General features: G+C 62.5%; 21 protein-coding genes. 7 read left to right on the top strand and 14 right to left on the bottom strand.

The window, feature by feature from the left end; genetic code table 11:
* Positions 1-135 precede the first annotated feature (135 nt).
* From M6D32_RS15450 to M6D32_RS15440, 3 genes are all read right to left on the bottom strand, one after another.
* Complete coding sequence (locus tag M6D32_RS15450; RefSeq protein ID WP_366145837.1) at positions 136-774, bottom strand: hypothetical protein; 639 nt, start codon at positions 772-774, stop codon at positions 136-138.
* 66 nt (positions 775-840) lie between these two features.
* Positions 841-1,023, bottom strand: a complete 183-nt coding sequence (rpmF, locus tag M6D32_RS15445) for a 50S ribosomal protein L32 (RefSeq protein ID WP_298108200.1) — start codon at positions 1,021-1,023, stop codon at positions 841-843.
* A 318-nt stretch (positions 1,024-1,341) separates the two neighbouring features.
* Positions 1,342-2,013 (bottom strand): transglycosylase domain-containing protein, encoded by a 672-nt coding sequence (locus tag M6D32_RS15440; RefSeq protein ID WP_298257662.1) that lies wholly within the window; start codon positions 2,011-2,013, stop codon positions 1,342-1,344.
* A 326-nt stretch (positions 2,014-2,339) separates the two neighbouring features.
* Here M6D32_RS15440 and M6D32_RS15435 point away from each other — a divergent pair, with 326 nt between their 5' ends.
* From M6D32_RS15435 to M6D32_RS15420, 4 genes are read left to right on the top strand one after another with little or no spacing between them, the layout of a single operon-like run.
* Positions 2,340-3,266, top strand: coding sequence for a polyprenyl synthetase family protein (locus M6D32_RS15435; RefSeq protein WP_298257657.1), 927 nt, complete (start codon positions 2,340-2,342; stop codon positions 3,264-3,266).
* A 5-nt stretch (positions 3,267-3,271) separates the two neighbouring features.
* Positions 3,272-3,955, top strand: coding sequence for a DUF1345 domain-containing protein (locus M6D32_RS15430; RefSeq protein WP_298257655.1), 684 nt, complete (start codon positions 3,272-3,274; stop codon positions 3,953-3,955).
* Positions 3,956-3,979: 24 nt separating this feature from the next.
* Positions 3,980-4,354, top strand: coding sequence for a nuclear transport factor 2 family protein (locus M6D32_RS15425; RefSeq protein ID WP_298257653.1), 375 nt, complete (start codon positions 3,980-3,982; stop codon positions 4,352-4,354).
* Positions 4,355-4,391: 37 nt separating this feature from the next.
* Positions 4,392-5,996, top strand: a complete 1,605-nt coding sequence (locus tag M6D32_RS15420; RefSeq protein ID WP_298257660.1) for a Na+/H+ antiporter — start codon at positions 4,392-4,394, stop codon at positions 5,994-5,996.
* A 245-nt stretch (positions 5,997-6,241) separates the two neighbouring features.
* Here the strand turns inward: M6D32_RS15420 and M6D32_RS15415 are convergent, their stop codons facing one another.
* The 4 genes from M6D32_RS15415 to murA all read right to left on the bottom strand — a co-directional run bounded on the left by M6D32_RS15415 (position 6,242) and on the right by murA (position 10,461).
* A complete protein-coding gene (locus tag M6D32_RS15415) occupies positions 6,242-6,976 on the bottom strand; it encodes an alpha/beta fold hydrolase (RefSeq protein ID WP_298257651.1) in 735 nt (244 codons plus the stop codon).
* A gap of 153 nt (positions 6,977-7,129) precedes the next feature.
* A complete protein-coding gene (locus M6D32_RS15410) occupies positions 7,130-8,500 on the bottom strand; it encodes an MmgE/PrpD family protein (protein WP_298257649.1) in 1,371 nt (456 codons plus the stop codon).
* Positions 8,501-8,596: 96 nt separating this feature from the next.
* Positions 8,597-9,085 (bottom strand): DUF2867 domain-containing protein, encoded by a 489-nt coding sequence (locus M6D32_RS15405; RefSeq protein WP_298257647.1) that lies wholly within the window; start codon positions 9,083-9,085, stop codon positions 8,597-8,599.
* Between the two features lie 86 nt (positions 9,086-9,171).
* The gene (murA, locus tag M6D32_RS15400; protein WP_298257645.1) at positions 9,172-10,461 is read right to left on the bottom strand and encodes a UDP-N-acetylglucosamine 1-carboxyvinyltransferase; all 1,290 of its coding nucleotides are present in this window, start codon (positions 10,459-10,461) and stop codon (positions 9,172-9,174) included.
* A 314-nt stretch (positions 10,462-10,775) separates the two neighbouring features.
* Between murA and M6D32_RS15395 the strand changes: the two genes are divergently transcribed.
* Positions 10,776-11,354, top strand: a complete 579-nt coding sequence (locus M6D32_RS15395) for a macro domain-containing protein (protein ID WP_298257643.1) — start codon at positions 10,776-10,778, stop codon at positions 11,352-11,354.
* A gap of 72 nt (positions 11,355-11,426) precedes the next feature.
* Here M6D32_RS15395 and M6D32_RS15390 read toward each other — a convergent pair whose 3' ends face one another.
* The 7 genes from M6D32_RS15390 to rpsT all read right to left on the bottom strand — a co-directional run bounded on the left by M6D32_RS15390 (position 11,427) and on the right by rpsT (position 22,327).
* Positions 11,427-12,737 carry an LLM class flavin-dependent oxidoreductase gene (locus M6D32_RS15390; protein WP_298257659.1) on the bottom strand — a complete coding sequence of 437 codons (1,311 nt, stop codon included), beginning with the start codon at positions 12,735-12,737 and terminating at the stop codon, positions 11,427-11,429.
* Between the two features lie 91 nt (positions 12,738-12,828).
* Complete coding sequence (locus tag M6D32_RS15385; protein WP_298257641.1) at positions 12,829-14,052, bottom strand: acyltransferase; 1,224 nt, start codon at positions 14,050-14,052, stop codon at positions 12,829-12,831.
* Positions 14,052-16,487 (bottom strand): DNA topoisomerase (ATP-hydrolyzing) subunit B, encoded by a 2,436-nt coding sequence (gene gyrB, locus M6D32_RS15380; RefSeq protein WP_298257639.1) that lies wholly within the window; start codon positions 16,485-16,487, stop codon positions 14,052-14,054. Before gyrB ends, M6D32_RS15385 begins: the two co-directional genes overlap by 1 nt.
* A gap of 228 nt (positions 16,488-16,715) precedes the next feature.
* On the bottom strand, positions 16,716-17,852 hold the full coding sequence (gene recF / locus M6D32_RS15375; protein WP_298257637.1) for a DNA replication/repair protein RecF: 1,137 nt from the start codon (positions 17,850-17,852) through the stop codon (positions 16,716-16,718).
* 191 nt (positions 17,853-18,043) lie between these two features.
* Positions 18,044-19,162 (bottom strand): DNA polymerase III subunit beta, encoded by a 1,119-nt coding sequence (gene dnaN, locus M6D32_RS15370; protein WP_298257635.1) that lies wholly within the window; start codon positions 19,160-19,162, stop codon positions 18,044-18,046.
* A gap of 243 nt (positions 19,163-19,405) precedes the next feature.
* Positions 19,406-20,845, bottom strand: coding sequence for a chromosomal replication initiator protein DnaA (dnaA, locus tag M6D32_RS15365; RefSeq protein WP_298257633.1), 1,440 nt, complete (start codon positions 20,843-20,845; stop codon positions 19,406-19,408).
* Positions 20,846-22,060: 1,215 nt separating this feature from the next.
* Positions 22,061-22,327 (bottom strand): 30S ribosomal protein S20, encoded by a 267-nt coding sequence (gene rpsT, locus M6D32_RS15360; RefSeq protein WP_298257631.1) that lies wholly within the window; start codon positions 22,325-22,327, stop codon positions 22,061-22,063.
* A gap of 676 nt (positions 22,328-23,003) precedes the next feature.
* Here rpsT and M6D32_RS15355 point away from each other — a divergent pair.
* Both M6D32_RS15355 and msrA read left to right on the top strand, forming a co-directional pair.
* Positions 23,004-23,321 (top strand): hypothetical protein, encoded by a 318-nt coding sequence (locus M6D32_RS15355; protein WP_298257629.1) that lies wholly within the window; start codon positions 23,004-23,006, stop codon positions 23,319-23,321.
* Positions 23,322-23,429: 108 nt separating this feature from the next.
* A complete protein-coding gene (msrA, locus tag M6D32_RS15350; RefSeq protein WP_298257627.1) occupies positions 23,430-24,086 on the top strand; it encodes a peptide-methionine (S)-S-oxide reductase MsrA in 657 nt (218 codons plus the stop codon).
* Positions 24,087-24,344: the final 258 nt, after the last annotated feature.

Here is a 24,344-nt window from a genome sequence, read left to right as displayed (position 1 = left end):
TCACCCTCGAACGAAACGGCTTCATCCGACGTCAACCCGGCGTCCCCAGAAGCATCGAAATCCTCGTGCCGCCGGAAAACTTGCCGATTCTCGAATGGCTCGGTATCAAAACGTCAAAATCACTGTGATGAACCACTAGTGAGAGGCCTCGGGCGGCAGTGGCGCGCCGGCAGGTTTCGATTCCGCCGATGGCTCTACGGGCGCTGGCGCGTGCGCCGGCTCGACGTGGGTAAACCTCGGTTCGGAAGGTGCATGGCTGGCGGGCTCGTTGGCCGGTGGCGAGGCACCGCTTTCGACATGGGCGGGCTGATGCACGACCTCGACGGGCGCACGCTGCGCGGCGCGCGAGGCTCCCGCCACGGCCGGCGACCGCCGGACGCGCAGTGCCACGCCGGTGAGGAAATCGACCAGCGCCAGCAGCGTCAGCAGAAAGAAGGTCGAATTGGCAAAACGCGGCCACAGCAGGAATTCGGCCACGGCCGCGCCAAACACGATCAGCGACAAGAGATGATCGGTGAGGAATTTCGCGCCCGGGCGCGCGCCCTTGATGACCTCAAGCAGCAACATCAGGATGGCGAGCGCGAGCAGGATTTCGCTCAGCGTCACCGGCCATTCCGCCCCCGATGTCATCAGCGGCACCGCTACCAGCGTCTCGGTGAGCGAGACACTTGGCATCAGGAACACGATGATGTTGTAGATCGCGAGCGGGATCAGAAGCAGCGGGAAACCGACCATCGGCAAGCCTTTAAAGTGCTCCTGGGGCGGAACGCTCAAGCGCTTCGCCGCAGGCAACCGTCTTGCCCCGCTTGTTGGCCGGAAGGGCTCAACAAGCCTTAAGGATCAGGATTCCTTCTTCTTCAGCACCTGCCGGCCCTTGTACATGCCGGTCTTCAGGTCGAGATGATGCGGACGGCGCAGTTCGCCGGAATCCTTGTCCTCGGCATAGGCCGACCGCTTCAACGCATCCGCCGAGCGGCGCATGCCACGCCGCGACGGCGAGGTTTTCCTTCTGGGAACAGCCATATCGGTGTCCTTTTAAAATCCTGATTCCGAAAAATGGCATCGTCCCGGAACGGGCGGCTAAAGCGCCAGGGCGCAAGCTAAAATGCCGATGAGGCCGCGCTTATAGAGGATGATGCCCCGCAAGGCTAGCTGCAAAATGGGTAAAAACGGCTCAAAAACCAGTGTTCCGGTTCAAAAGTCCGCACCACCCCTGCGGCAGTCCGTTTTGCGGGCTTTTGAGCCAAAGCCACACTGAATCAATAGCTTGCCAATACCCCGTTGATTCGGAAGTTCGTAAACGTGGCTCCGCAGAATCGCACGAACTTCTGAATCGGGACATTAGTGATTTTCGCTCCAACAGTGCTGCAATTCGGCGGCCTGGGCCCGGGCCACATAAATCCCGGCGAGACGGCGCAAACCGGGGCCGGGCTTGCGGGCGCTGCGGGTATGCGGATTGGGCAGGATGGCGGTAAGCAGCGCCGCCTCTCGCGGCGTCACATTCGAGGCGCCATGGCCGAAGGCATAGAGGCTGCCCGTCTGGACGCCGAACTGACCGCTGGGGCCAAGTTCGGCGACATTGAGATAGATCTCGAGAATCCGGGTCTTCGGCAGGACGAAGTCGATCCACAGCGCCAGCGGCAGTTCCAGCGCCTTGCGGACCACGCTTCGGCCCGGCCACAGGAACAGGTTCTTGGCCACCTGCTGGGTGATGGTCGAACCGCCGCGGGAAGGCTCACCCTCCTCGGTGTCGTCGATCACCTCGCGCAACGCGCCCCAGTCGACGCCGCGATGGCTACAGAATCTCGCGTCTTCCGAGGCGACCACCGAGCGCGGCAAAGGCGCCGCCATGGCGGAAAGGTCGACCCACTGCCGCGTGACCGGCGCGCCGGTCAGGTAGCGCCAGGCCATCAGGGTGGAGGTGGGATGACCGGTGCGGTAGAGCGGCGCCACCAGATAGGGCAGCAAAAGCACCGCCAGCAGGATCAGACCTAAGGTTCGGGCAATGCGCAAAATTAACGATTTTCTCAATCGATAAGCCGTCTCGACCGATATCTGCCTGATAATTCCATATTTTTTCAACGGTTTTAAGGCGCGCCGGGACGGGCCTGAGTGGAATTGACGCGGGCGCTGCCATCAACGATTGTCCGGCCCATTCGACAGGTACCGCCGGTCTGAAGTCCCTCCACACAAGCGGCGAGTTCGATAAGGGACTTCAGACCGATAAAGCGGTACCTGATTCAATATGTTTGCTAGTGCCCATGGCTTTCCGAAGTTCGTGAAGTGGGTGCTGCTATCGAGACGAACTTCGGAAAGTGGGCACTAGGAGCTTTTAGTTAATGACGACCACGACGCCACCCCAGGACTTTGCGAAACGGCTGGATCAGACCGCCGAGGACACCGAAGCGCTGCTCGCAAAGCTCCTTGCCGATGCGCTGCTGCCGGACGAGATCGCGCGGCCGAAGCGGCTGATGGATGCCATGCGCTATTCGACGCTTGCCGGCGGCAAGCGGTTGCGGCCGTTCCTGGTAGTCGAGAGCGCGGCGATCTTCGGCGTGTCGCGCGAGGCTGCCCTGCTCGCCGGCGCAGCGCTCGAATGCATTCACTGCTACTCGCTGATCCACGACGATCTGCCGGCGATGGATAACAGCGATCTGCGGCGCGGGCGGCCGACGCTGCACAGGAAAACCGACGACGCGACCGCGATCCTCGCCGGTGACGGCCTGTTGACGCTCGCCTTCGACATCGTCACCCGCGACGAGATCCACAAGGATCCGACGGTACGCCTGCTGCTCACGCGCGCGCTGGCGCGCTGCGCCGGGATCGGCGGCATGGTCGGCGGCCAGATGCTGGATCTCGCCGGCGAAGGTCGCTTCGGCGACCGCGAGGTAGTCGACGTCGCGCGGTTGCAGCAGATGAAGACGGGTGCGCTGCTGCGCTTTGGCTGCATCGCTGGCGCCCTGCTCGGCCAATCCTCGCCGAAGGAATATCAGGCACTCGACGCTTACGGCCGTGCGCTCGGCGAAGCATTCCAGATTGCCGACGACCTGCTCGACGTCGAGGGTGATGCCGCCGCGCTCGGAAAACAGACCGGACAGGACGCCGCGCTCGGCAAGACCACCTTCGTCACCCAGCTCGGCATCGACGGCGCCAAGCGGCGCGTCCGCGACCTCCTGGCGCGCGCGGACCAGGCGCTGTCGATCTTCGGCTCCCGCGGCGACGTCCTGCGCGCTGCCGCGCGCTTCGTTGCCGAACGCAAGAACTAGATCACATGGCCGGCGAGGAGTTCGAGGAACGGCTCCTTCGCTTCCGGAAGCTGCCGAAGGCCGTCCGCCTCGTCTACGCGCGCCCGCGCACGTCGCTGTCAATCGTGTGCGGGATCGCTGCGTTCTTTCTGCTGCCTGCGTCGCTCCGGCTGGTCACACGGCTGTTGATCGGCTGGGACACCTTCGTCGCGATCTACATCGTTCTCGTCTACGCCATGATGCTGCGGAGCAGCCACACAACGATCCGCCGCATGGCGGCGCTGCAGGACGATGGCCGCTTTGTGATTCCGCTCTTCACCGCGCTCGGCGCGTTCGCAAGCCTTGCGGCGATCGTATTCGAGCTGGGACAGGGACAACACAAGGCCCCCGAGCTGATCTTTGCGACATCGACGGTGGCGCTTTCGTGGGCGGCGGTGCACACCGCCTTCGCGCTACACTATGCCCATGAATTCTACCGCGGCGGCAAACCGGGCGGCCTTCAATTCCCGAGCGGCGACAAGGACGATCACGCCGATTATTGGGACTTTGTCTATTTCTCGTTCGTGATCGGCATGACCGCACAGGTGTCCGACGTCGGCATCACCGACAGGACGATCCGTCGCATCGCTACCGCGCACGGTATTATCTCGTTTGTGTTCAATACGGCGTTGCTCGCACTGATGGTCAATATCGCCGCGAGCGCGATCTAAGACACCCAACCGGGAGGGAAGACCATGAGCTACGATCGTTCCAGCGTCGAAGCCGTCGTCCAGAACTATTTCGACGGCCTCTATGAATGCGACACCGACAAGCTCGGTGCGATGTTTCACCCCTCCGCCGATCTGCGCTGGCTGGAGAAAGGCGAGTTCAAGGTCATTACCGTGCCCAATTGGCTGGAGCGCCTCAAAAAGCTCCCCTCGGCCAAGTCGGAAGGCAAGGCGCGCGAGGATTTCATCGTCACGATCGACCGTTCCGACGAAAACACCGCTTTCGTCAAGGTGCGCTGCCAGTGGCCGCCGCGCTATTTCACCGATTATCTCGTGGCGATGAAGCTGCCCGACGGCTGGCAGATCGTTTCCAAGTCGTACCGCTACGATCTGAAGGACTGAGCGCCACGCGTAAGCTCGAAGCGCTGACCGTATGACGATAGAAGCCAGTTTTCAGCTGTTTTTGATCCTGCTCGCGGTGCTCGCCGGAACTGCGCTGCTGGCGCGACGCATCGAGGTCGCGCCGGCCATCCTGTTGCTGCTGGCCGGCATCGTGCTCGCCTTCGTGCCGGGCATGCCGACGCCACAACTGCCGCCCGAACTGATCCTCTTGCTCGTGCTGCCGCCGCTGATCTATTCGGCGGCGGTCGCCATGAGCTGGCGCGAGTTCAAATTCAATCTGCGCCCGATCGTTCTGCTGTCGGTCGGATGCGTGATCTTTACCGCTTTCGCGGTCGCCGCCGCGACGCATTACCTGCTTGGGCTACCCTGGAATGTCGGTTTTCTGCTGGGCGCGATCGTTGCGCCGCCGGACGTCGTGGCGCCGCTTGCAGTGGCCCGCAGGCTCGCCATTCCCCGCCGGATCATGGTGGTGCTTGAAGGCGAAGGGCTGGCGAACGATGCCACCGCGCTGATCCTCTATCGCTTTGCGGTGGCCGCGATTTCGACCGGCCTGTTCTCGCTGCCAAAGGCGATCGGCGAATTTTCCGGCATTGTGGTCGGCGAGACGCTGTTCGGCGTCGCGGTGGGATGGCTCTTCCTGCGAGCCCGGCACTGGGCGCGCGATCCGCAGATCGAGATCACGCTGTCGTTGATCACGCCCTATGTGGCCTATTGGCTGCCGGAGCACTTCGGCGGGTCCGGCGTGATCGCGACCGTCGCCTGCGGCCTCTACATGAGCTGGAACGGACCGCGGTTGATCTCGGCGGCGACGCGCCTGCAAGGCATCTTCTTCTGGGACCTGGTCATCTATCTGATCGAGGGGACGCTGTTTCTGCTGACCGGCTTTCAGATGCGGCTATTGTACGAACACTCGAAGGCATTTCCGCTCGACGACATCCTGATCGCAACCGCGCTCGTCACCGTGATAATCGTCGTCGCACGCTTCGCCTGGACGTTTCCCGCGACCTACCTGCCGCGGATGATCAAGCGCGTTCGCCTGCGCGATCCAGCGCCGCCATGGCAGTGGGCATTCGTGATCTCGTTCACCGGTGTCCGCGGCGCGGTCTCGCTGGCTGCCGCACTGGCGCTACCCTATGCACTTCCGGCCGGCGGCCCGTTCCCCCAACGCGACCTGATCCTGTTCGTCACCTTTGGCGTCATCTTCATCACGCTGGTGGGGTTTGGACTGGGCCTGGCGCCCGTGGTGCGTTGGCTCGGCATCGCGCAGGCCGGCCAGAGCGAGCGCGTGGCCGAGCTCGAAGCCGAAATCGGCGCACGGCGCGAGGCGCTCGATGCTGCGTTTAAATCGCTCGAGGCCATCACCGAGGACCGCAACCTGTCAGAGGGAGTGGTCCGGCTGCTGCGCGCGCGGCACGAGACCCGCACCGGTCAATTGCCGACCTCGCTCGATCCGGATGGGCGGTTGATCTCGGCGGCCGGAACCGATCTGACACGGGAGTTGATCGCGGCCGAACGGAAATTCATTCACGTCCTGCTGCGCGACGGAAAGATCACCGACGAAGCGCGGCGGCACATCGAGCGCGATCTCGATCTGGAGGAAGCGAGCCTTGCGAACCGGGAGTTTCGCAACGACTTGCCGTGACGGTGGTCGGATTCTCGAGAGAGCTGCGCCAGAACATCTTCAATCCAATTGAGGCGCCCTACCAGGCCATAATCCCGGTGACCACCGCGAGACCGAGCGCGGTCACGACGGGAAGGGCTGCGAGCGTACTCAGCGAAAGAACAACAATCTCGTGTCTCGTATCCGGGTCCATCTTCAAGCTCCGTTGGTCGGCAATATAACGCCCGACCCGGCCGGTGGTTGCGATGGAACCAGATGCTGTTTGCCTAATTCGAAACGCCGATCAGGAGGCGCGTGAGTTCATCCGGCGCCGACACCATGGCGTCGTGACCCGTTGCGATGTCGGCCCAGCGCCAGCCTTGTTGTGCCTTGACCCAATCGCGCGACGCCTGCAGCGCGCCGTACGAAGGATTGGTGCAGTGGACATAGGTGCGCGGCAGGTTGTTGCCGACCGGGCCCTTGATGTTCAGCTTGCTGGTGTAGGTTGAGATCGGATGTGGCGCCAGCCGCCGCCTGACCCATTCGGCATCGGCCGGGTCCAGAACGCCGAACACCGACGGCGGCGGATTGGGGAGGCTCACGCCGCCGCTTGATTCCTCGGCCGCCTTGCGGCGCGCCGCCACGACATCGGCCGCCAGATTGTCGAACGGCGCCTTGCCACCCTCGACCACCAGCGAATCCAGATACACGAGATGGCGAATTCGCTCCCGCATCCGGTCGGCGACGCCGCTGATCGCGTTGCCGCCGAACGAATGGCCGACCAGCACGATGTCGCTCAGCTCCTCGGCCTCGATCACATTGACGATATCGGCCGTGAACGTGTCGAGGGTGATGTCTTTTGAGAGCAGATGCTTGCGCTCGCCGAGGCCGGTTTGGGTCGGCGTGAAGACCCGATGGCCGGCGCCGCGCAGGCGATCGGCGACGCGGCTCCAGCACCAGCCGCCATGCCAGGCACCGTGCACCAGCACGAAAGTTTGCCCCGAAGTCCGCGCTGCCGTCATTTCGTTTTTCCCCCGCTTCAGCCCGCAAATCCTGTCCCGGACGCGATGCGGCACGACGTGACGCTTCGCTGATCCGGGACCTATGACTCAGTAATGGACCCCGGATCAGCAGCGCATCGCCGACGCGCTGCGTTGCGTCCGGGGAACGCGGGCTTATTGCCGTCCCAGATGGGTCGCCTGATCGATGCGATCAAATCGTTCCAGCGATAGGATCGCATCCGCGAGCTGATCGGCGCGGCCGTTGAGGACGGGGCGCGCAAGCGTGAGGAATTTCTGCGCCATCGCCTGCGCGTCCGGGAACGAGGCCGGCTCGCCGGAGGGATCGTCATGGATCCGCTCATGCACGCCGTCATCGGTGGTGATGCTGACGCGGGCGCCGAACGGATGCTTGCGGCCGAGTTCGAGACGATCGTCCTGCACGACGCTGAACTTGTCGGCCAGCGCATCGATGGCTGCATCGCCAAGCCGCTCATAGTCGTCCCAGCCGAAGCGGCCCTGGTCGAGCGCAACCGCGCCGGTGAAGAACATCGAGAACTGTCCGCCGACGACCGAGGTCGGGTGCCGCTTGGTGGCGGCATCGCCGGTCAGCGTGATGCCGTTGCGATGCAGCCCGATCTCGACGCGCCTGATCTGGTCCGGCGTCAGGTTGTGCTCGCGGCGCATCGCGATCAGCGCATCGAGCGCCGCGTGGGTGTAGCGGCAACTCGGATAAGGTTTGACGCCGATCTTCATCGTCTCGTAGACTTGGCCTAGATCGGCGACTACTTTTTCCGGATGCGCGTTGTCGCTGTAGCCGACCAGCAAGCCGTGCTTGCCCTCGACTGATTCTGTCGCGCCGACAAAACCGTTGCGCGCCAGCGTCGCGGCAATCACGCCGTTCATTGCGGACGCGCCGACCTGGTAGCGCTTGTTCCACGCGCCGTTGACCAGAAATTGCAGCGAACCCGCCGCCTGGCTGCCGGCGACGCCAAAGGCGGAAATGATCTGATCCTTCGACAAGCCGAACAGCTTGGCCGCAGCCGCCGCCGCGCCATAGGTTCCGGCGGTCGCCGTCGGGTGAAAGCCGCGGCCATAATGCGAAGTGGGATCGAGCGCATTGCCGAGCCGGCAGCAGACTTCGTAGCCGGCGACGATCGCCGTCAGCACCTCGCGCCCGGACGCGCCGACGAGTTCACCCACCGCAAACGCGGCCGGTACCACCGGCGCGCTCGGATGCAGCGAGGAGTCCGCGTGGGTATCGTCGAAATCAAGCGAATGGCCGAGCGCGCCATTGAGCAGCGCCGCGATCGCCGGTGTCCAGGCCCTCGCATCGCCGAACACGGTGGACTCGCCCTTGGTGTCGAGCGCCAGCGCTTCCAGCGTCTTGAACAGCGTGGGGGTGGATTCCGCGTCGCGCCGCGCCCGGATCGCGCTGCCGAGAAAATCGAGCGTCAACGCCTTGGCGCGCGCGCGCACCTCCGGCGGAATATCCTCGAATTTCAGCGAGGCGACATAGGCGGCAAGTCTGGCGGTTTCCTCGGCCATGGCTGGTCCTTTGGCTTGTTCGCGATTTGCCTCAAGCGTAGGTCGACGGACGCTTTTCTTCAATGGCCGCCATCGCATGGCCGCGCGGCAGCATTGCTATTGCGGCGCCTGGACCTTGCCGACCTGCTTGAGCAGGGTTTTGGCGATCATGCGATGGAACGGCATGATGGCGGTGAGGTAGGCGCGGCCGAACCAGTTATGGGTGAGGACGAGCGTGGTCGCGGTCACTTCCCGGCCACCACCCCAAGGCACAACGTCGACGATGACGCGAAAGTCCAGGTGATGGTCGTCAAACCCCGCGACCAGCCGCTCCGGCGTCTCGCTGAGAACCGGAAACATCCCGACCATGCCTTCGGACTTCGCCTCGTCTTCGGCCGAGGTCTTCAAGCCAAACGGCGCCACGACCTTGTTACGCAGGTCGAGCAGCGCCGTGACCCAGCGCGGGCTTTCGGAAAATATCCGCATCGCCGCCGTGCGCGCATCGAGCCCCGCCTCGGCAACCGAGACGCGGAAAGCGTCAGCGAACTGCGCGCCGGCCAGCAGGTTATCGCAATCGACGTCGGGTCTGACTTCACGGATCGTCATGGCAGGGCGGAGTTTGGCCCGCCTGATCGAATGAACGCAAGGACCAGGCCCGCGATAAAATACCGCGCGATATCAGGGAATAAAATTCAACGCGCCGGCTTGCGGGTGATCCTGGCGCCGAGCGCGTTCAGCCGCTCGTCGATCCGCTCATAGCCGCGCTCGATCTGGTCGGCGTTGTTGATGGTGGAGACGCCGTCGGCGCAGGCCGCCGCGAGCAGCATCGCCATGCCGGCGCGAATGTCGGGCGAGGTCATCGGCGCGCCCTTCAGGTGACTTGGACCGGCGACGATGGCGCGGTGCGGGTCGCACAGCACGATGCGGCCGCCCATCGCGATCAACTTGTCGACAAAGAACATCCGCGACTCGAACATCTTTTCGAACATCAGGATGACGCCGGCGCATTGCGTGGCCGTCACGATCGCAATCGACATCAGGTCGGCGGGAAAGGCCGGCCATGGCTGATCCTCCAATTTCGGCACGTGGCCGCCGAAATCGTCCTGGATCTTCAGGGTCTGGTGGTCCGGCACGATCAGGTCGTCGCCTTCGGTCTCGCAAACGATGCCCAGCCGCTCAAAGCCCATTCGGATCGAGCGCAAATGTGTGACGCCCGCGCGCGCGATGCGAAGTCTTGAGCGCGTCACCGCGGCAAGTCCGATCAGCGATCCGACTTCGATGTGGTCGGGGCCAACGGCGTAAGCGGCCGAGCCAAGCCTGGCGGGCCCCTGCACGACCATGGTGTTGGTGCCGATGCCGTCGATCCCGGCGCCGAGCGCCACCAGAAAATGCGCGAGGTCCTGCACGTGCGGCTCGGACGCCACGTTGCGCAAATAAGTGGTGCCGTCGGCGGCGACGGCCGCCATCAGCGCGTTCTCGGTCGCCGTGACGCTGGGTTCGTCGAGAAAGACATCCGCGCCCTTCAGGCGGGGACAGCGCAATTCCAGCCTCGTGGAAGCCGTGACGGCTGCACCCAACTGTTCGAAGGCGAGAAAATGCGTATCGAGCCGCCGCCGGCCGATCACGTCGCCGCCCGGCGGCGGCAACACCACCTCGCCGCAGCGCGCCAAAAGCGGACCGGCGAGCAGGATCGAAGCGCGAATCCGCGCGCACAATTCCGGATCGAGGTCGGCTGCGCGAATATCCCTGGCGTGAATGAGAAGCGTGTTGGGTTTCTGCCATTCGGCGGAAGCACCGACCGAGCGGATCAATTCCACCAGGGTTTCGGTGTCGCGGATGCGCGGAACATTCTCGAGCGTGACCGGATGCTCGGTCAGGAGCGCGGCGGCGATGATCGGAAGCGCCGCGTTCTTGTTGCCGGACGGCAGAATCGTTCCGGCGAGCCGATGGCCCCCCTCGACGGTGTACTGAATTGGCGGCACGTGTCCCTCCATCGAGATCGGCTTTTCAGCTACTCCGGCTTATCAGGCAAAATCAACGGACGGTCTAGCACTGAAGCGGATTAGACATTTCGCCACCCGTAACAGCGGGCTCGCGATCGAACGTCAAATCCAGGATCCACCAAGGCGCGTGTACTTGTAAGAACGCGTTCGTTTCTCTAAAAAGCGACCTAGAGGCTGATTTGAAAGCACGTCGACGCCGGGTAAGAGGCAGACACTCACAACATGAGAAGGTAGGGTGCGACGGACCCCGATTACGTGGTTGAATGCGTGAAGGTTGGCGAGGTTGAGGATCGATGGGCACAGTCACATTCGAACTGCGCGATATCGACGCCGAGATGGTTCAGGCGTGGCGGAAATATTTCATGGGCATTTCCGATGTTCGGATATCTCAAGGCGAGATATTTGACAGTTCGGCCGATGCCATTATCAGCCCCGCGAACAGCTTCGGTTACATGGATGGTGGCATCGACCTAGTCTATTTGCACCGCTTCGGTTGGGAATTGCAGACAAGACTTCAGACACAAATTAAAGCTGATTACGATGGTGAGCTGCCGGTAGGGCAAGCGACTATTGTCGAGACCTTCGACGAAAAAATCCCCTATCTAGTCAGCGCACCGACGATGCGCGTTCCGACGAGTGTGGCCAATACGGTCAACGCGTATTTGGCGTTCCGAGCAGCAATTCGCGCAATCAAACAGCATAATCGCGAACAACCCGAGACCATACGTACCGTGCTGTGCCCCGGGTTGTGTACGGCTATCGGACGAATGCCGACCGACCTCGCAGCCAAGCAAATGGCCGCCGCATTTGAGGTTTGTATCCTCAATCAGACCGTAAGCCCAAGCGGGCACTGGTATCTTCTTGGCCATTGACCAAGTGGATTTGGATACCAACCTTTACAAAAGGCGCATTCCTCACCCGGGTACAAAATTCGGATCGGACCACTAGCCAAACCGCACGTCCGGGCGCGATAGCCCCAAATGGGAGCGCAGGGTTTCGCCCTCATAGGCCTCGCGAAACAGGCCGCGTTTGCGCAGGAGGGGCACGACTTCCGCGATGAAGAGATCGAGCTGGTGCGGCAGCACGGGCGGCATCAGGTTGAAGCCATCGGCAGCGCCGGTCTCGAACCAGTCCTGCATGACGTCGGCGATCTTCTCCGGCGGCCCAGTGACGGTGAAATGCCCGCGCGCGCCGGCAAGCTTGGCGAGCAGCTGCCGCAGCGTCGGCCGCTCCTTGGCGACCAGCGCAACCACGGCTTCCATTCGGCTGCGGGAAGCCTCGTTCTTGCTCGCGTCGGGGAAATCTTCCACCGACAGCGGCTCATCCAGCGCGAGACGCGAAAAGTCGTGCCCGCCGAAACGCTGCGACAGGCGATGGCGGCCGACTTCGGGATCGGAAAGCGCGTCAAGTTCGGCCGCGTAGCGTTCGGCTTCGGCCTCCGTCGCTCCGATGACGGGGTTGATCCCGGGCAGGATCAGGACATGCCTGACATCGCGGCCTTCGGCGGCGACCAATTGCTTGAGGTCAGCATAGAACGCTTGCGCCGCCGCCTTCTCGAGATGGGCGGTGAATACCGCCTCGGCATGACGCGCGGCAAACCGCTTGCCCGTATCCGAGGACCCCGCCTGGACAAAGACCGGACGGCCCTGCGGCGTGCGCGGCATGTTCAGCGGCCCGAGCACCGGATAGTTCGGCCCCTTGTGATCGATCGCCCTCACCCGCCTGCGGTCCGCATACCGTCCGCCGGCGCGGTCATCGAGCACGGCGTCATCGGCCCAGCTGTCCCACAGGCCCTTGACGACCGTCATGAACTCCTCGGCGCGCTCGTAGCGATCGGCGTGGCCGAACTGACCGATATGTCCGAAATTGGCGCCGGCCTGCGGCGACCAGGTCGTAACGATGTTCCATGCCGCACGGCCGCGGCTGATGTGATCGAGCGAGGCGAACTGGCGGGCCAGATTGTAGGGCTCGGTATAGGTGGTCGAACAGGTCGCGATCAGGCCGATGCGGCTCGTCGCCATTGCGACCGCGGCGAGCGAGGTGATCGGCTCGAGCCAGTTGAAGGGCGTGCTCTCGACATCGTTCCAGAGGCCAAGAACGTCGGCGAGAAAGATCGAATCGAACAGGCCTGCCTCCGCCTTTTGCGCGAGCTCCACGGTGTAGCGGATGTCGGTCAGCGGCAGGGGTGAGGATTTCGGATGGCGCCACGCCGATTCATGGTGTCCGCGGCTCTGGATGAAGAGATTGATATGCATGTGCGGCACGGCCCACCCCCATCATCTGCTCTTTGGACCCGCGCGTAACCGCAATTCAGGGACAATTTACGGCAACGGGTCACGAAGCCTTTCAAACGATCCGCGCGACAACGGCAATGCGCAAGGCAAGTCCCGCAAGCACATAGCAAAGTGCACAGGCCAGCGATCCCGTGACGGGAAATTTGACGAGCGCGGGCGCCGCCACATCGCGCCAGGTCAAGGCGACAGCGACGAGAACCGGCGGATGGATGATGTAGATCAGAAAGGCGCGGCGCGCGAGGCGGCGCCACACACCGTGCAGCTGATCGAACCGCCGCTGGAAGAGATTCAACAGTCCCAGGATGAAGCCCCAGGCGATGAACGGCTCCCAGAACGCGTAAGTGAGCGCCTCGGCATTCAAGCCGCCTTCGGCATGTCCCTGGAGCCACGGCATGTTCGGCGCGAGCAGCACGACAATCGGAAAGACGGGAAAGACGCGCCACGCAATCCGCAGCCAGCGCTTTTTGGTGACTTCCGGGATCCGTTCGAGCCATCGTTGCTCGGCCGCAACGCAACCCGCCGAGAACAGCACGATATAGGAGGCAAAATAGCCGAGCTGCAGGAAGGCCACGTTGACGCCGACCGGCCAGACCAGCCGGAGCAAGAAGGCGACGAGGCCGGTGCCAAGGGCGGCGGCGAGCAGAGCCTTGTCGGACGGAAACGGGAGCGTGGCCGGCGCTTCCGATTGGCGCATCGAGCGCCACACCAGCCACACCGCCGCAAAGATCAGCAACGCCTCGACAAACCACAGCGGGCCCGGCTCGAATTTGCCGTGGCCCCAGAGATAAGCAATTGCCCTGCCAAACGAACGGCCCTTCGCGGTCGAGGCCAGCGCGACGGTGACGGGGCTTAAAATCAGAAAATAGAAGAGAAGCGGAATTCCGAGCCGCGTCAGCCGCTCGCTGACAAACCCTGCCGTGCCGTGACGCCGCTGCGCCGCTGGCGTGTAATAGCCGGCCAAAAGGAAGAACAGGCCCATGAACCAAGCCTGGTTCACGGTACAGAACAGGATCAGCAGCAAACTGCCTGGGGAATTGGAAGGCGCGATTTCCCGGTAATACCAGCCGCCGATGGCGCCATAGGTCAGCGCGGTGTGGTGAAGCACCACCAGCAGGGTAACGGCGGCGCGAAGCGCATCGATGCCGCCGTTGCGTTCCCTGGCACCCGCCTTGATCGGTCGCGACGACGGAGAATTTTCGGCGGCGCCGACTTCAGCCACATGACGGCCGGTCTCATCGAGCGATTCGACTGACGATTCGCTCGATGACGGGGACATCACACGTCGACGTTCGCGCTTAGCGAATTTTCCTGGATGAACTCGCGGCGCGGCTCAACCAGATCGCCCATCAGCTTGGTGAAGATGTCGTCGGCCTCATCGACCTCCTTGACCTTCACCTGCAACAGCGAACGCGCCTCGGTGTCGAGCGTGGTTTCCCAAAGCTGGCCGGGATTCATCTCGCCGAGGCCTTTGTAACGTTGCAGGTTGAGGCCCTTGCGGCCAGCATCGGTCACCGCGTCGAACAGACTGACGGGGCCATGAATGGCCGTCTCGGCGTCCTTCCGCCGCAGCAGGCCGGGACGCGGATAGGCCTCCTGCAATCTTGCCGCATATTCATCGAGCTTGCGCGCATCGGCCGAACTGAGCAACGCATCGTCGAGGATCGCGACATCCTTGACGCCGCGGACGGTACGTTCGAACGTAAAGCCCTCGCCCTCGCTGAAGCGCCCGACCCAGCCGCGCTCGACCTCGTCGGCCAGCGCATCGAGGCGCCTTGCGATATATTCCGCCGCGGCGATCGCTTTCGGCGGATCGCCAAGAACCTGACGGCGCAGCACGCCGGCGATGGCCGCCTGCTCGACCACCTTGCGGTTATAACGGCTATGCAGATGATTGAGGGTAGCGCGAATGACGCGGGCATCCTCAACCAGACCTCGCAGATCGCGGCCCGAGCGGTCCTCGCCGGACGCCGGCTTGAACACGCATTCCTCGAGACCGGTCTCGATCAGGTAGTCTTCCAGCGCGCGCTCGTCCTTCAGGTACTGCTCCGACCTGCCGCGCGTGACCTTATAGAGCGGCGGCTGCGCGATATAGAGATAGCCGTGATCGATGATGTCGCGCATCTGCCGGTAGAAGAAGGTGAGCAGCAGCGTGCGGATATGGGCGCCGTCGACGTCGGCGTCGGTCATCACGATGATCTTGTGATAGCGCAGCTTGTCGATGGTGAAATCATCACTGATGCCGGTGCCGAGCGCCGTGATCAGCGTGCCGATCTGCTCGCTGGAAAGCATCTTGTCGGTGCGGACGCGCTCGACGTTGAGGATCTTGCCGCGCAGCGGCAACACGGCCTGGAACTCGCGGTTGCGGCCCTGCTTGGCGCTGCCACCGGCGCTGTCGCCCTCGACGATGAAGAGCTCGGACTTGGCAGGGTCCTTCTCCTGACAGTCGGCGAGCTTGCCGGGCAGCGAGGAAACACTGAGTGGGTTCTTTCGCGTCAGCTCGCGTGCCTTTCGCGCGGCTTCACGCGCGGCCGCCGCCTGGATCACCTTGCCGACAATGACCTTGGCCTCGGACGGGTGCTCCTCGAACCAGGCCTGGAGCGCCTCGTTGACGACGTTCTCGACCACCGGGCGCACTTCCGAGGACACCAGCTTGTCCTTGGTCTGCGATGAGAATTTTGGATCGGGCACCTTGACCGAAAGCACGGCCGTGAGGCCTTCGCGGCAATCGTCGCCGGTCAGCGCGATCTTTTCGCGCTTGGCCATGGCGTCGGCATAGCCGTTGACCTGGCGCGTCAACGCGCCGCGGAAACCGGCCAGATGCGTACCGCCGTCACGCTGGGGAATGTTGTTGGTGAAGCAGAGCACGTTCTCGTGGTAGCTGTCGTTCCACCACAGCGCGGCCTCGACGCCGATGCCGTTGTTTTCCGAACGCACGATGATCGGCGCCGGCACGATCGCCTTCTTGTTGCGATCGAGATATTTGACGAACTCCTCGACGCCACCCTGATAGTGCATCTCCTCGCGCTTTTCGACCGCATGGCGCATGTCCGACAGCACGATGTTGACGCCGGAGTTGAGGAAGGCGAGTTCGCGCAGCCGATGCTCCAGCGTCGCGAAGTCGTATTCGACGTTCCTGAAGGTCTCGGTCGAGGCGAGGAAGGTGACCTCGGTGCCGCGCTTGCCGGGAGCGTCGCCCACTTCCTTCAGCGGCGCGACCGCATCGCCATGGGCGAATTCGATGTAGTGCTCCTTGTCGTCGCGCCAGATCCGCAACTGGAGTTTGCTCGACAGCGCGTTGACGACGGAGACGCCGACGCCATGCAGGCCGCCCGATACCTTGTAGGAATTCTGGTCGAATTTTCCGCCGGCATGTAGTTGCGTCATGATGACTTCGGCGGCGGAAATGCCCTCCCCCTTGTGGATGTCGACGGGAATGCCGCGACCGTCGTCACGCACGGTGACCGAACCGTCGGCGTTGAGGACAACCTCGACCAGGGTCGCATGGCCGGCGAGCGCTTCGTCGATGGCGTTATCGACCACTTCGTACACCATGTGGTGCAGGCCGCTGCCATCGTCGGTGTCGCCGATATACATGCCCGGCCGCTTGCGAACGGCGTCGAGTCCCTTCAAGACCCGAATCGACTCCGCATCATATTCGGCAGTCACGGGGGGCTCATTGTCGGCAATCGGTCGCCGCGCAGGTTCTGTCATGTGGGGCCTTTGGAATGTCTTCGAATCAGCGGAGCAATATAGGCGCCGATTGGTGCTATTTCTGCCATGAAAGGCAGGGCGCGCCTAGCTCAAAGTCTTGGGTTGCAAACTACTGAAAAGATAGGATTTTTTAACGATTTTTCAAGACCGCCGGAGGCCGTTTCCGGGAGCTTGAAAAAGCGCGGTTCGAGGCCTCCTTTGGCTGCCTCGCTTTGAGCAAGTTCCGTCTCACGCGCGGCCGGTAATCCGGCCGGAATCAACGCTGAACACTTCGCCCGGCGAGCCGATATCGGCGAAGGCAGCGGGATCGGCGCCGGTCATCCAGACCTGCGCGCCAAGCTTTGAAAGCTCCGCAAACAATGCGATCCGGCGGCCGGGATCGAGGTGCGCCACCACTTCGTCGAGCAGCAACAGCGGCGTGATGCCGGCCATCTCCGCCACGAGTTGCGCATGCGCCAGCACGAGGCCGATCAGGAGCGCCTTCTGCTCGCCGGTCGAGGCATCGCGCGCCGGCATGTTTTTCGGCGCATAGATCACCTGAAGATCGGTGAGATGCGGGCCATCGAGCGTGCGGCCGGCAATGGCATCGCGCGGGCGATTTTCGCGCAGGATCTGCCGGTAGCGATCCTCCACGGCGGTTGCGGGTTCCGACATCAGCGCGTTTTCCATCCAGCCGTCGAGCGCGATCTCGGCGGAAGGAAACGCCGAAGCCGCGCCGCGCGTGCGCAGCATCGCGGCCAGTCTGACCGCGGTCTGACCGCGCATTGCCGCGACCGCAACGGCAAGTTCCGCGGTTTCGCGTTCGATCGCGCCGCACCAGTGGTCGTCGTAGTTGCGCACCTCAAGGAGACGGTTGCGCGAACGGAGCGAACGATCGAGCGCAGAGACCCGCGCCGAATGCTCGCTATCGATCGCAAGCACCAGGCGGTCGAAGAAACGCCGCCGCTCCGACGCCGGACCCAAAAACAATCCGTCCATCGTGGGCGTCAGCCAGACCATGCGCAGGTGATCGCCGAACGCGGTGGCGGAGGCCACCGGTTCGCGGTCGATGCGACAGCGCCGACTGACGGAGCTTTCTGCCATCGGCGGATCCATGCCGGTGCCGAGCGTCGCCAGTCCCAGCGCGCCCTCGACTTCGGCGGAAACCGCCCAGGAGCCATCGCCCTGGTTGTCGGCAACGTCCTCGAGATTGGCACGGCGCAAGCCGCGTCCCGGCGACAAAAACGAAATCGCCTCGATGCAGTTGGTCTTTCCCGCGCCGTTCGGTCCCGCCAGCACGACGACGTCGGCCTGCGTCTCAAGGCTCGTCGCGCGATAGTTGCGGAAATGCGTGAGCGTGAGACGGTGAATGCGGGATGCGGTCATGGCGAACTGTCATTGCCGGGCCTAGCCGTTCGAAGAACGGCGTCGCTTTCGCTCGCCTGCACCCGGCAATCCATCGTCCGCGCTAGCGAACGTGATCCACCGGGCTTGCTGGCGAGGATGTAAACCCAATAACCCATTTGGTTTGATGGATGGCCGGGCTTGATGTTTAGCCCGGCCATGACAGCGGCGCATCATACCCGCATCGGCATCAGCACGTAGAGCGCGCCCTTGGAATCCTTATCCTGCACGAGCGTCGGCGAACCGGGATCGGCCAGCCTCAGCACCGCGACTTCGCCCTCGATTTGCGCGGCAATGTCGAGCAGATAGCGCGAGTTGAAGCCGATATCGAGCGGATCGGAGGCGTACTCGACTTCGAGTTCTTCCGTCGCGCTTCCGGAATCGGGGTTGGTGACCGAGAGCACCAAACGTCCGGCGGACAGCGCGAGTTTCACCGCACGGCCACGCTCGCTCGAGATTGTCGAGACGCGATCGACGGCGGCCTCAAAGTCCTTCTTGTCGACGACGAGTTCCTTGTCGTTGCCTTGCGGAATGACGCGGCCGTAATCCGGGAACGTGCCGTCGATCAGCTTCGAGGTGAGGACCACATTGCCGATGGTGAGACGGATCTTGCCCTGCGACAACTCGATCTTGACCTCGGCCTCATTGTCCTCGATCAGGCGCTGAACCTCGCCGACCGTCTTGCGCGGCACGATCACGCCCGGCATGCCGGCGGCGCCCTTCGGCTGCACCAGATCGATCTGCGCCAGGCGATGGCCGTCGGTCGCGACCGCGCGCAACGTCGCGGCCTTGGCCGTGCCGGCCGAATGCAGATAGATGCCGTTGAGATAATAGCGGGTCTCTTCGGTCGAGATCGCAAACTGTGTGCGATCGATCAGCCGTTTCACATCGGAAGCGGCGAGCGTGAATGAATGCGTCATCTCGCCAGCGGCGAGATCCGGAAAATCGTTCTCAGGCAGGGTTTGCAGCGTGAAGCGCGAGCGGCCGGCGCGGATCGCCAGCACGGAACGATCGCCATCGCCTTCCAGCACGATTTGCGCGCCATCCGGCAGCTTGCGCACGATATCGTAAAACATATGCGCCGGCACCGTCGTGGAACCCGCGGTTGCGGTTTCGGCCGCGAGCGTCTCGGTGACTTCCAGGTCGAGGTCGGTGGCCTTGAGCGACAGCCGCGCACTCTCGGCCCGGACCAGCACATTACCGAGAATCGGAATGGTGTTGCGGCGTTCGACCACGCGATGCACGTGGCCCAGCGATTTCAGCAGTTGCGCGCGTTCGACGGTAACCTTCATTGCCATACCCGCCAGATCAAAGATGAAAAGCCCGGCGGCCTCAAAGAGCGCGCCGCGGCGTTTGAACCCGAACGACGATCAAAGCTGGATTCGATCGGCCCATTCGGGGGGCCACAAAGTGGCGCGGATGGCTCCCAAGCGCAAGGGATGCGCGCGGCCGTTCCCCACTTTTGGGGCTTTGCCGGCCTGCCGCTGATTTCAGGGGTGTCCCGCCCTCCCCGTGCGGGGAGGGCGAGGAATTTCCTAGGGTTCGTTCTGCAGCTGACGCTTGAGGGACTCGACCTCGTCCGACAGCGAGACATCCTTGGCGACCAGTGCCTCAATCTTGCGCACGGCATGCAGGACGGTGGTGTGGTCACGCCCCCCGAAACGCCGGCCGATTTCGGGCAGCGAGCGCAGGGTCATGGTTTTTGCCAGATACATCGCCACCTGGCGCGGACGAACGACATTGGCGGTGCGCCGCGACGACAGCAGATCGGAGCGGCTGACATTGTACTGCCGCGCGACCACCCGCTGAATGTCCTCGATCTTGATCCGCTTGGGTTCCTGCGGACGGATCAGGTCCCGCACCTCGCGCTCGGCCATCTCCAGCGTGACCGGCTGGTTGTTCAGCTTGGAATGCGCGAGCAGCCGATTGACGGCGCCTTCGAGGTCACGGCCGTTATGGGTGATGGCGCGGGACAGATATTCCAGCACCTGCTCGGGAACGTCGAAGCTCGCATGATGGGCGCGGGCGGCAGCGACGCGCGACTTCAGAATACCGAGCCGCAATTCCTCGCCGAGCGATCCCATTTCGACGACGAGCCCGCCGGCGAGGCGTGAACGCACGCGGTCATCCAGGCTTTCGAGATCGGACGGCGGTCGATCGGCTGCGATCACGACCTGGCGCCCGGCGTCGATCAGCGCGTTCAGGGTATGACAGAACTCGGCCTGGGTGGATTTGCCTTGCAGGAATTGCAGGTCGTCGATCACGAGCACGTCAATGCCGCGCAGCGCTTCCTTGAAGGCCAGCGAAGTCTGCGTCTTCAGCGCCGCGACAAAGCCGTACATGAATTTTTCGGCCGTCAGATACAGCACCTTGCGCTCGTTGCCGGAATTGCCGGCCCACGTCACGGCCTGCAGCAGGTGGGTTTTGCCCAAGCCCACGCCGGCATGAATATAGAGCGGATTGAACATCACGGGATCGCCGCGGCGGCCTTCGGCCACCTGACGGGCAGCGGCGTGCGCCAGCGTGTTCGAGCGGCCGATCACGAAGCTCGCAAAGGTCAGGCGCGGATCGAGCGGCGAGCCGCCGAGCGCATCGTGGCTGGCGGAAACCGGCGCGGTCGCCACCGCGCGCAACTCGGCTGCCGGCCGGCTATCGGCGCGCTCGACGCGGCGCGGGTCGATCTGGGGAACAGAGGCGTCCTTGACCGGCACCGCGGCGCGCATCGCCGTGCGCACGGAAAGGTCGATGCGGTGCACTTCGGGCATCTCGGCCTGCCAGCACGACAGAACGCGCTCGGCGTAATGCGCCTGAATCCAGCTTTTGAGGAACCGCGTCGGCACCGAAAGGTGGACGCTCTCATCATGCACGCTTTCCAGGTCCATGCGGGCAAACCAGCTCGTGTAGACGTCTTCACCTACGCTCGTACGCAACCTTCCTTTCACGCGTGACCAACGATCCTGTTCCATATTTGTCATTGTCTTTTCTCTTGGAGTCCTGAAGTGAAACCGTTGCTGACCGGACCACCGTGCAGCTTGCGGCACGGGGCCTGCCTCGCGTGAAGCCTGTCTCGGCCATGGCTCCGCCGTTCGGCAAAACGCCGTCGAGCAGTCCCTGGGCTTTATGGAAGCTTCGCGAGGCTAGCGTGTACTCGACGGTGTGTCCGGAGCTCGCGCGAGAGACCGTGCGCCGACGGCCTCGAAGGCGTTGCCTGATGCGGCACTGTCCGATGCCGTGATGGTCAACGCATTGTCGTTCAAAATCGAACTGTGATCCAAAATTCCAATGAATCTGCAGGTCATGCTACCTCCCCCTCTCGCCGCAACCAGGCACAGCAAGTAGTCACTCCAAAATCTTTTCAATCCGACTGGCGATACCTGAAACCGACAACTGTCCAGTTACGCCACTCGTTCCGCCCGTCTTCACTTACGTCTGCGCGCTTCGCCTTCCTTGCCGCCGGTTGCCAGTTCGACCACGTCGTATCTCTCTATTTTCAGATAGCGAAACTTGAATGCTTCGCCTTGAGAAATTTCGACACAGATCTCCCCTACCCATATTGCTATAGGTTTGAACCTTACGATCGCTTGGAGAGCGTCGCTAACGCACACACCGCCGCCGATTTGCGCGTCCGCCCCATCCTTAATCCGCGCTGGTCTCAAGGTCGTGGGCGCTGCGAACATTCTTAGGTGTACAGCAAGCTTCGTTTCCCGCAACGAAAATGATTCACGACATTTGCCGGCACAAACGACTTGGCGTTTGCCTCATTCAACGCGTGATTTTCATGCAAAGCCGCAACGTTTTGAATCTGTGCGAAGATTCCAAGCGCACCGCCGTTGTCACAATCCGCACGACCGCCCAAAATAAATTCATAAATTGTTTACGTTTGGCCACAGCGGAGTCGAATTTTCCAACAACCCGTTATCGCTATGCCGATAAGTGGCTACGCAAACGCGTTTTTTCTTGCTCGTCCGGGACGGGTAACCCTCGACACCGCATCGCACGCGATTGCGCCGCGATCTTTCCGGGAGTGCAATCTTGCAACAGGCAAGCCGCACTTTCATTCTCCGTAAAAGCACCGGCTTCCGCAATCGTCACAATCCTCGCTCAACAGTTTCCACTGCGAGAAAAATGCAACGCGAAAAAACAAAAGCCCGGCATCGCCGGGCTCTTGCAGTCTCTCGATTTAGGCCGGCTTACTTCGCCAGCTTGGCGATCTGATGTGCAAGGCGCGAGACCTTTCGGCTCGCTGCGTTCTTGTGAACGATGTTGCGCTGCGCAGCACGCATCAGTTCCGGCTCGGCGTTGGCCATTGCCTTGAGCGCCGCGTTGCGGTCGCCGCGCTTGATCGCCTCTTCGACCGTGCGCACGGAAGTACGCATCTCGGTGCGGCGCGATTTGTTGATGACGGTGCGGCGGGCAATCTTGCGCGTCGCCTTCTTGGCTGAAGTCGTGTTGGCCATGTTCTCAAATGTCCTTCGGCAGTGACCGATCGCGGGTGGGCGATCTAACGACCCACGGCTTGCCTGATCGACGCTGATTGGTTTCGGGTGCCCTGTCGAGAATGCCACGCCGGAAAACGGTTAAGATCCGGCAGCAATGCTCAAAAGAACAGCGGCGGCGGGATTGCGCCCGCCGCCAATTGGGGGGTCTTATAGAGGCCGTAAGCTGCAGCGTCAACGCCTTAACCCTGCCTGGCTAAAGCGAAAGGCCGCTCCGGATGCCTCATAAGGCGCTGAAGAGGTTGAATTTCCTGCGACCCGCCGCTATTGCCTGACTAGCGGAGTGGATTTGACATTCGCTACCCATCCGGCCGCGAGTTTGGAAAGCGAATGTCAAATCCTAAACTCCACTAGAAACAGACATTTGCTAGTGGTCCTTTGATTCTAACATTCGCAAAGTGCACGCTGAGAAGGGATGCGCATGTTAGAATCGGACCACTAGTGCCCACTTTCCGAAGTTCGTGTCCCGCCGCCGCATCACCTTTCACGAACTTCGGAAAGTTATGGGCACTAGCAAATCTATGATTCTAGTGCCGCTTTTCTATTTGAAGTTCCTGGATCGAATTCGCCGCTTGTGGTGCAGGAACTTGAAATAGGCGGCACTAGGAGCGAACAGCGCAAGACGAGTGGGTGAGGCATGATCCGCGGCTTTTTCCGTCTGGTGGGACTATTGCTGCTGGCCGGCGGGTTTATCTTCATGGTGTATGACGGGGCGCGGTTTGTCGCCGACAATACCTTGCGTTTCACCCGCCTCGGCCAGTTCTGGAATGACGTCAATCAATCCAGCCAGCAGGCTTTCCACGCCTGGGTCGAACGGCTTTCGCCCTGGCTCTGGAATAACGTCGTTCGCGTCATCCTCGACCAGCCGGTCTTCGCGGTGATGGCGGTGCTCGGGATTCTCCTGATGTTGCTGTTTCGACCGAAGAAGCCGCTGATCGGCTACTCCAGGGATTAAGTGAGGCGGCCGATCGCGCCGTTATCCCGCGTAACAGGGCTGCCGGGTTTCGCGTAACGACCTATATAAAGGTCTACATTGATGGCTGGCCGACCAAGGAGGTAACCCATGCTTTTCATGCGCAAGTCCGCCACGTTGCCAAGCGCCTCTGACGCGCTGCCGGGCCGCTCCGAACCGATACCGACCGCCACGCGCCACTTCGTCAACGGCAATCCGCTGAAGCGGCCTTATCCGGCAGGCCTTGAGCAGGCCGTGTTCGGGCTCGGCTGCTTCTGGGGCGCGGAGCGCAAGTTCTGGGAGCTCGGCGATGGCGTTTATGTGACCGCGGCCGGCTATGCCGGCGGGCACACCGAAAATCCGACCTATGAAGAAGTCTGCTCAGGCCGCACCGGTCACACCGAAGTGGTGCTGGTCGTGTTCGATCCGGCGAAGATCTCCTACGACCAATTGCTGAAGACGTTTTGGGAAAGCCACAACCCGACTCAGGGCATGCGCCAGGGCAACGATGTCGGCACGCAGTATCGCTCGGCGATCTATTCGTATGGAGACGCGCAAGCCGCGACTGCGGCCGCCTCGAAAGCCTCTTATCACAACGCGCTCGCCGCCAAGGGACTTGGCTCCATCACGACGGAAATCGCACCGGCCGGCCCGTTCTATTTCGCCGAGGACTATCATCAGCAGTATCTGGCCAAGAATCCGGCCGGCTATTGCGGACTGGGCGGGACCGGCGTGTCTTGCCCGCTGCCCACCGGCGTGACGGCCTGATCGGCTCGCAAAAAACGATTTGTTAACCATATCAGGTGCAAGACTGATGCTGTCTCGCTAGATAGGACAGCTCAGTTGGGTATGCGCGCGCTTTTACTGCCGGTCACAGCCGCCATAGCCGCGCTCGCGCTTGCGGGCTGCATGCAGACGACCTCTCAGTTCGCGTCAGCGCCGCATAGCGACCTCGACGCCCTCGCCTATGGCCAGCCGCAACCTCCTTATTCTTCCTATCCGGCGTCTTCTTACCCGACGGCGTCA

Origin of the sequence: Bradyrhizobium sp. (assembly GCF_027307225.1) — a bacterium.
Lineage (GTDB): Bacteria > Pseudomonadota > Alphaproteobacteria > Rhizobiales > Xanthobacteraceae > Bradyrhizobium.
The sequence above is the reverse complement of the archived record's forward strand: the minus strand, read 5'-3'. Positions and strand labels throughout refer to the sequence as shown.

Excerpts from the sequence above, each read along its gene's own strand:
- recF (WP_298257637.1), bottom strand. The coding sequence starts at position 17,852 with ATGACCGCATCCCGCATTCACCGTCTCACGCTCACGCATTTCCGCAAC.
- M6D32_RS15415 (WP_298257651.1), bottom strand. The coding sequence starts at position 6,976 with ATGACGGCAGCGCGGACTTCGGGGCAAACTTTCGTGCTGGTGCACGGT.
- M6D32_RS15430 (WP_298257655.1), top strand. The coding sequence starts at position 3,272 with ATGGCCGGCGAGGAGTTCGAGGAACGGCTCCTTCGCTTCCGGAAGCTG.
- dnaA (WP_298257633.1), bottom strand. The coding sequence starts at position 20,845 with ATGACAAATATGGAACAGGATCGTTGGTCACGCGTGAAAGGAAGGTTG.
- M6D32_RS15410 (WP_298257649.1), bottom strand. The coding sequence starts at position 8,500 with ATGGCCGAGGAAACCGCCAGACTTGCCGCCTATGTCGCCTCGCTGAAA.
- msrA (WP_298257627.1), top strand. The coding sequence starts at position 23,430 with ATGCTTTTCATGCGCAAGTCCGCCACGTTGCCAAGCGCCTCTGACGCG.
- M6D32_RS15405 (WP_298257647.1), bottom strand. The coding sequence starts at position 9,085 with ATGACGATCCGTGAAGTCAGACCCGACGTCGATTGCGATAACCTGCTG.
- rpmF (WP_298108200.1), bottom strand. The coding sequence starts at position 1,023 with ATGGCTGTTCCCAGAAGGAAAACCTCGCCGTCGCGGCGTGGCATGCGC.
- M6D32_RS15425 (WP_298257653.1), top strand. The coding sequence starts at position 3,980 with ATGAGCTACGATCGTTCCAGCGTCGAAGCCGTCGTCCAGAACTATTTC.
- rpsT (WP_298257631.1), bottom strand. The coding sequence starts at position 22,327 with ATGGCCAACACGACTTCAGCCAAGAAGGCGACGCGCAAGATTGCCCGC.
- M6D32_RS15435 (WP_298257657.1), top strand. The coding sequence starts at position 2,340 with ATGACGACCACGACGCCACCCCAGGACTTTGCGAAACGGCTGGATCAG.
- M6D32_RS15355 (WP_298257629.1), top strand. The coding sequence starts at position 23,004 with ATGATCCGCGGCTTTTTCCGTCTGGTGGGACTATTGCTGCTGGCCGGC.
- M6D32_RS15390 (WP_298257659.1), bottom strand. The coding sequence starts at position 12,737 with ATGCATATCAATCTCTTCATCCAGAGCCGCGGACACCATGAATCGGCG.
- M6D32_RS15385 (WP_298257641.1), bottom strand. The coding sequence starts at position 14,052 with ATGTCCCCGTCATCGAGCGAATCGTCAGTCGAATCGCTCGATGAGACC.
- gyrB (WP_298257639.1), bottom strand. The coding sequence starts at position 16,487 with ATGACAGAACCTGCGCGGCGACCGATTGCCGACAATGAGCCCCCCGTG.
- dnaN (WP_298257635.1), bottom strand. The coding sequence starts at position 19,162 with ATGAAGGTTACCGTCGAACGCGCGCAACTGCTGAAATCGCTGGGCCAC.
- M6D32_RS15395 (WP_298257643.1), top strand. The coding sequence starts at position 10,776 with ATGGGCACAGTCACATTCGAACTGCGCGATATCGACGCCGAGATGGTT.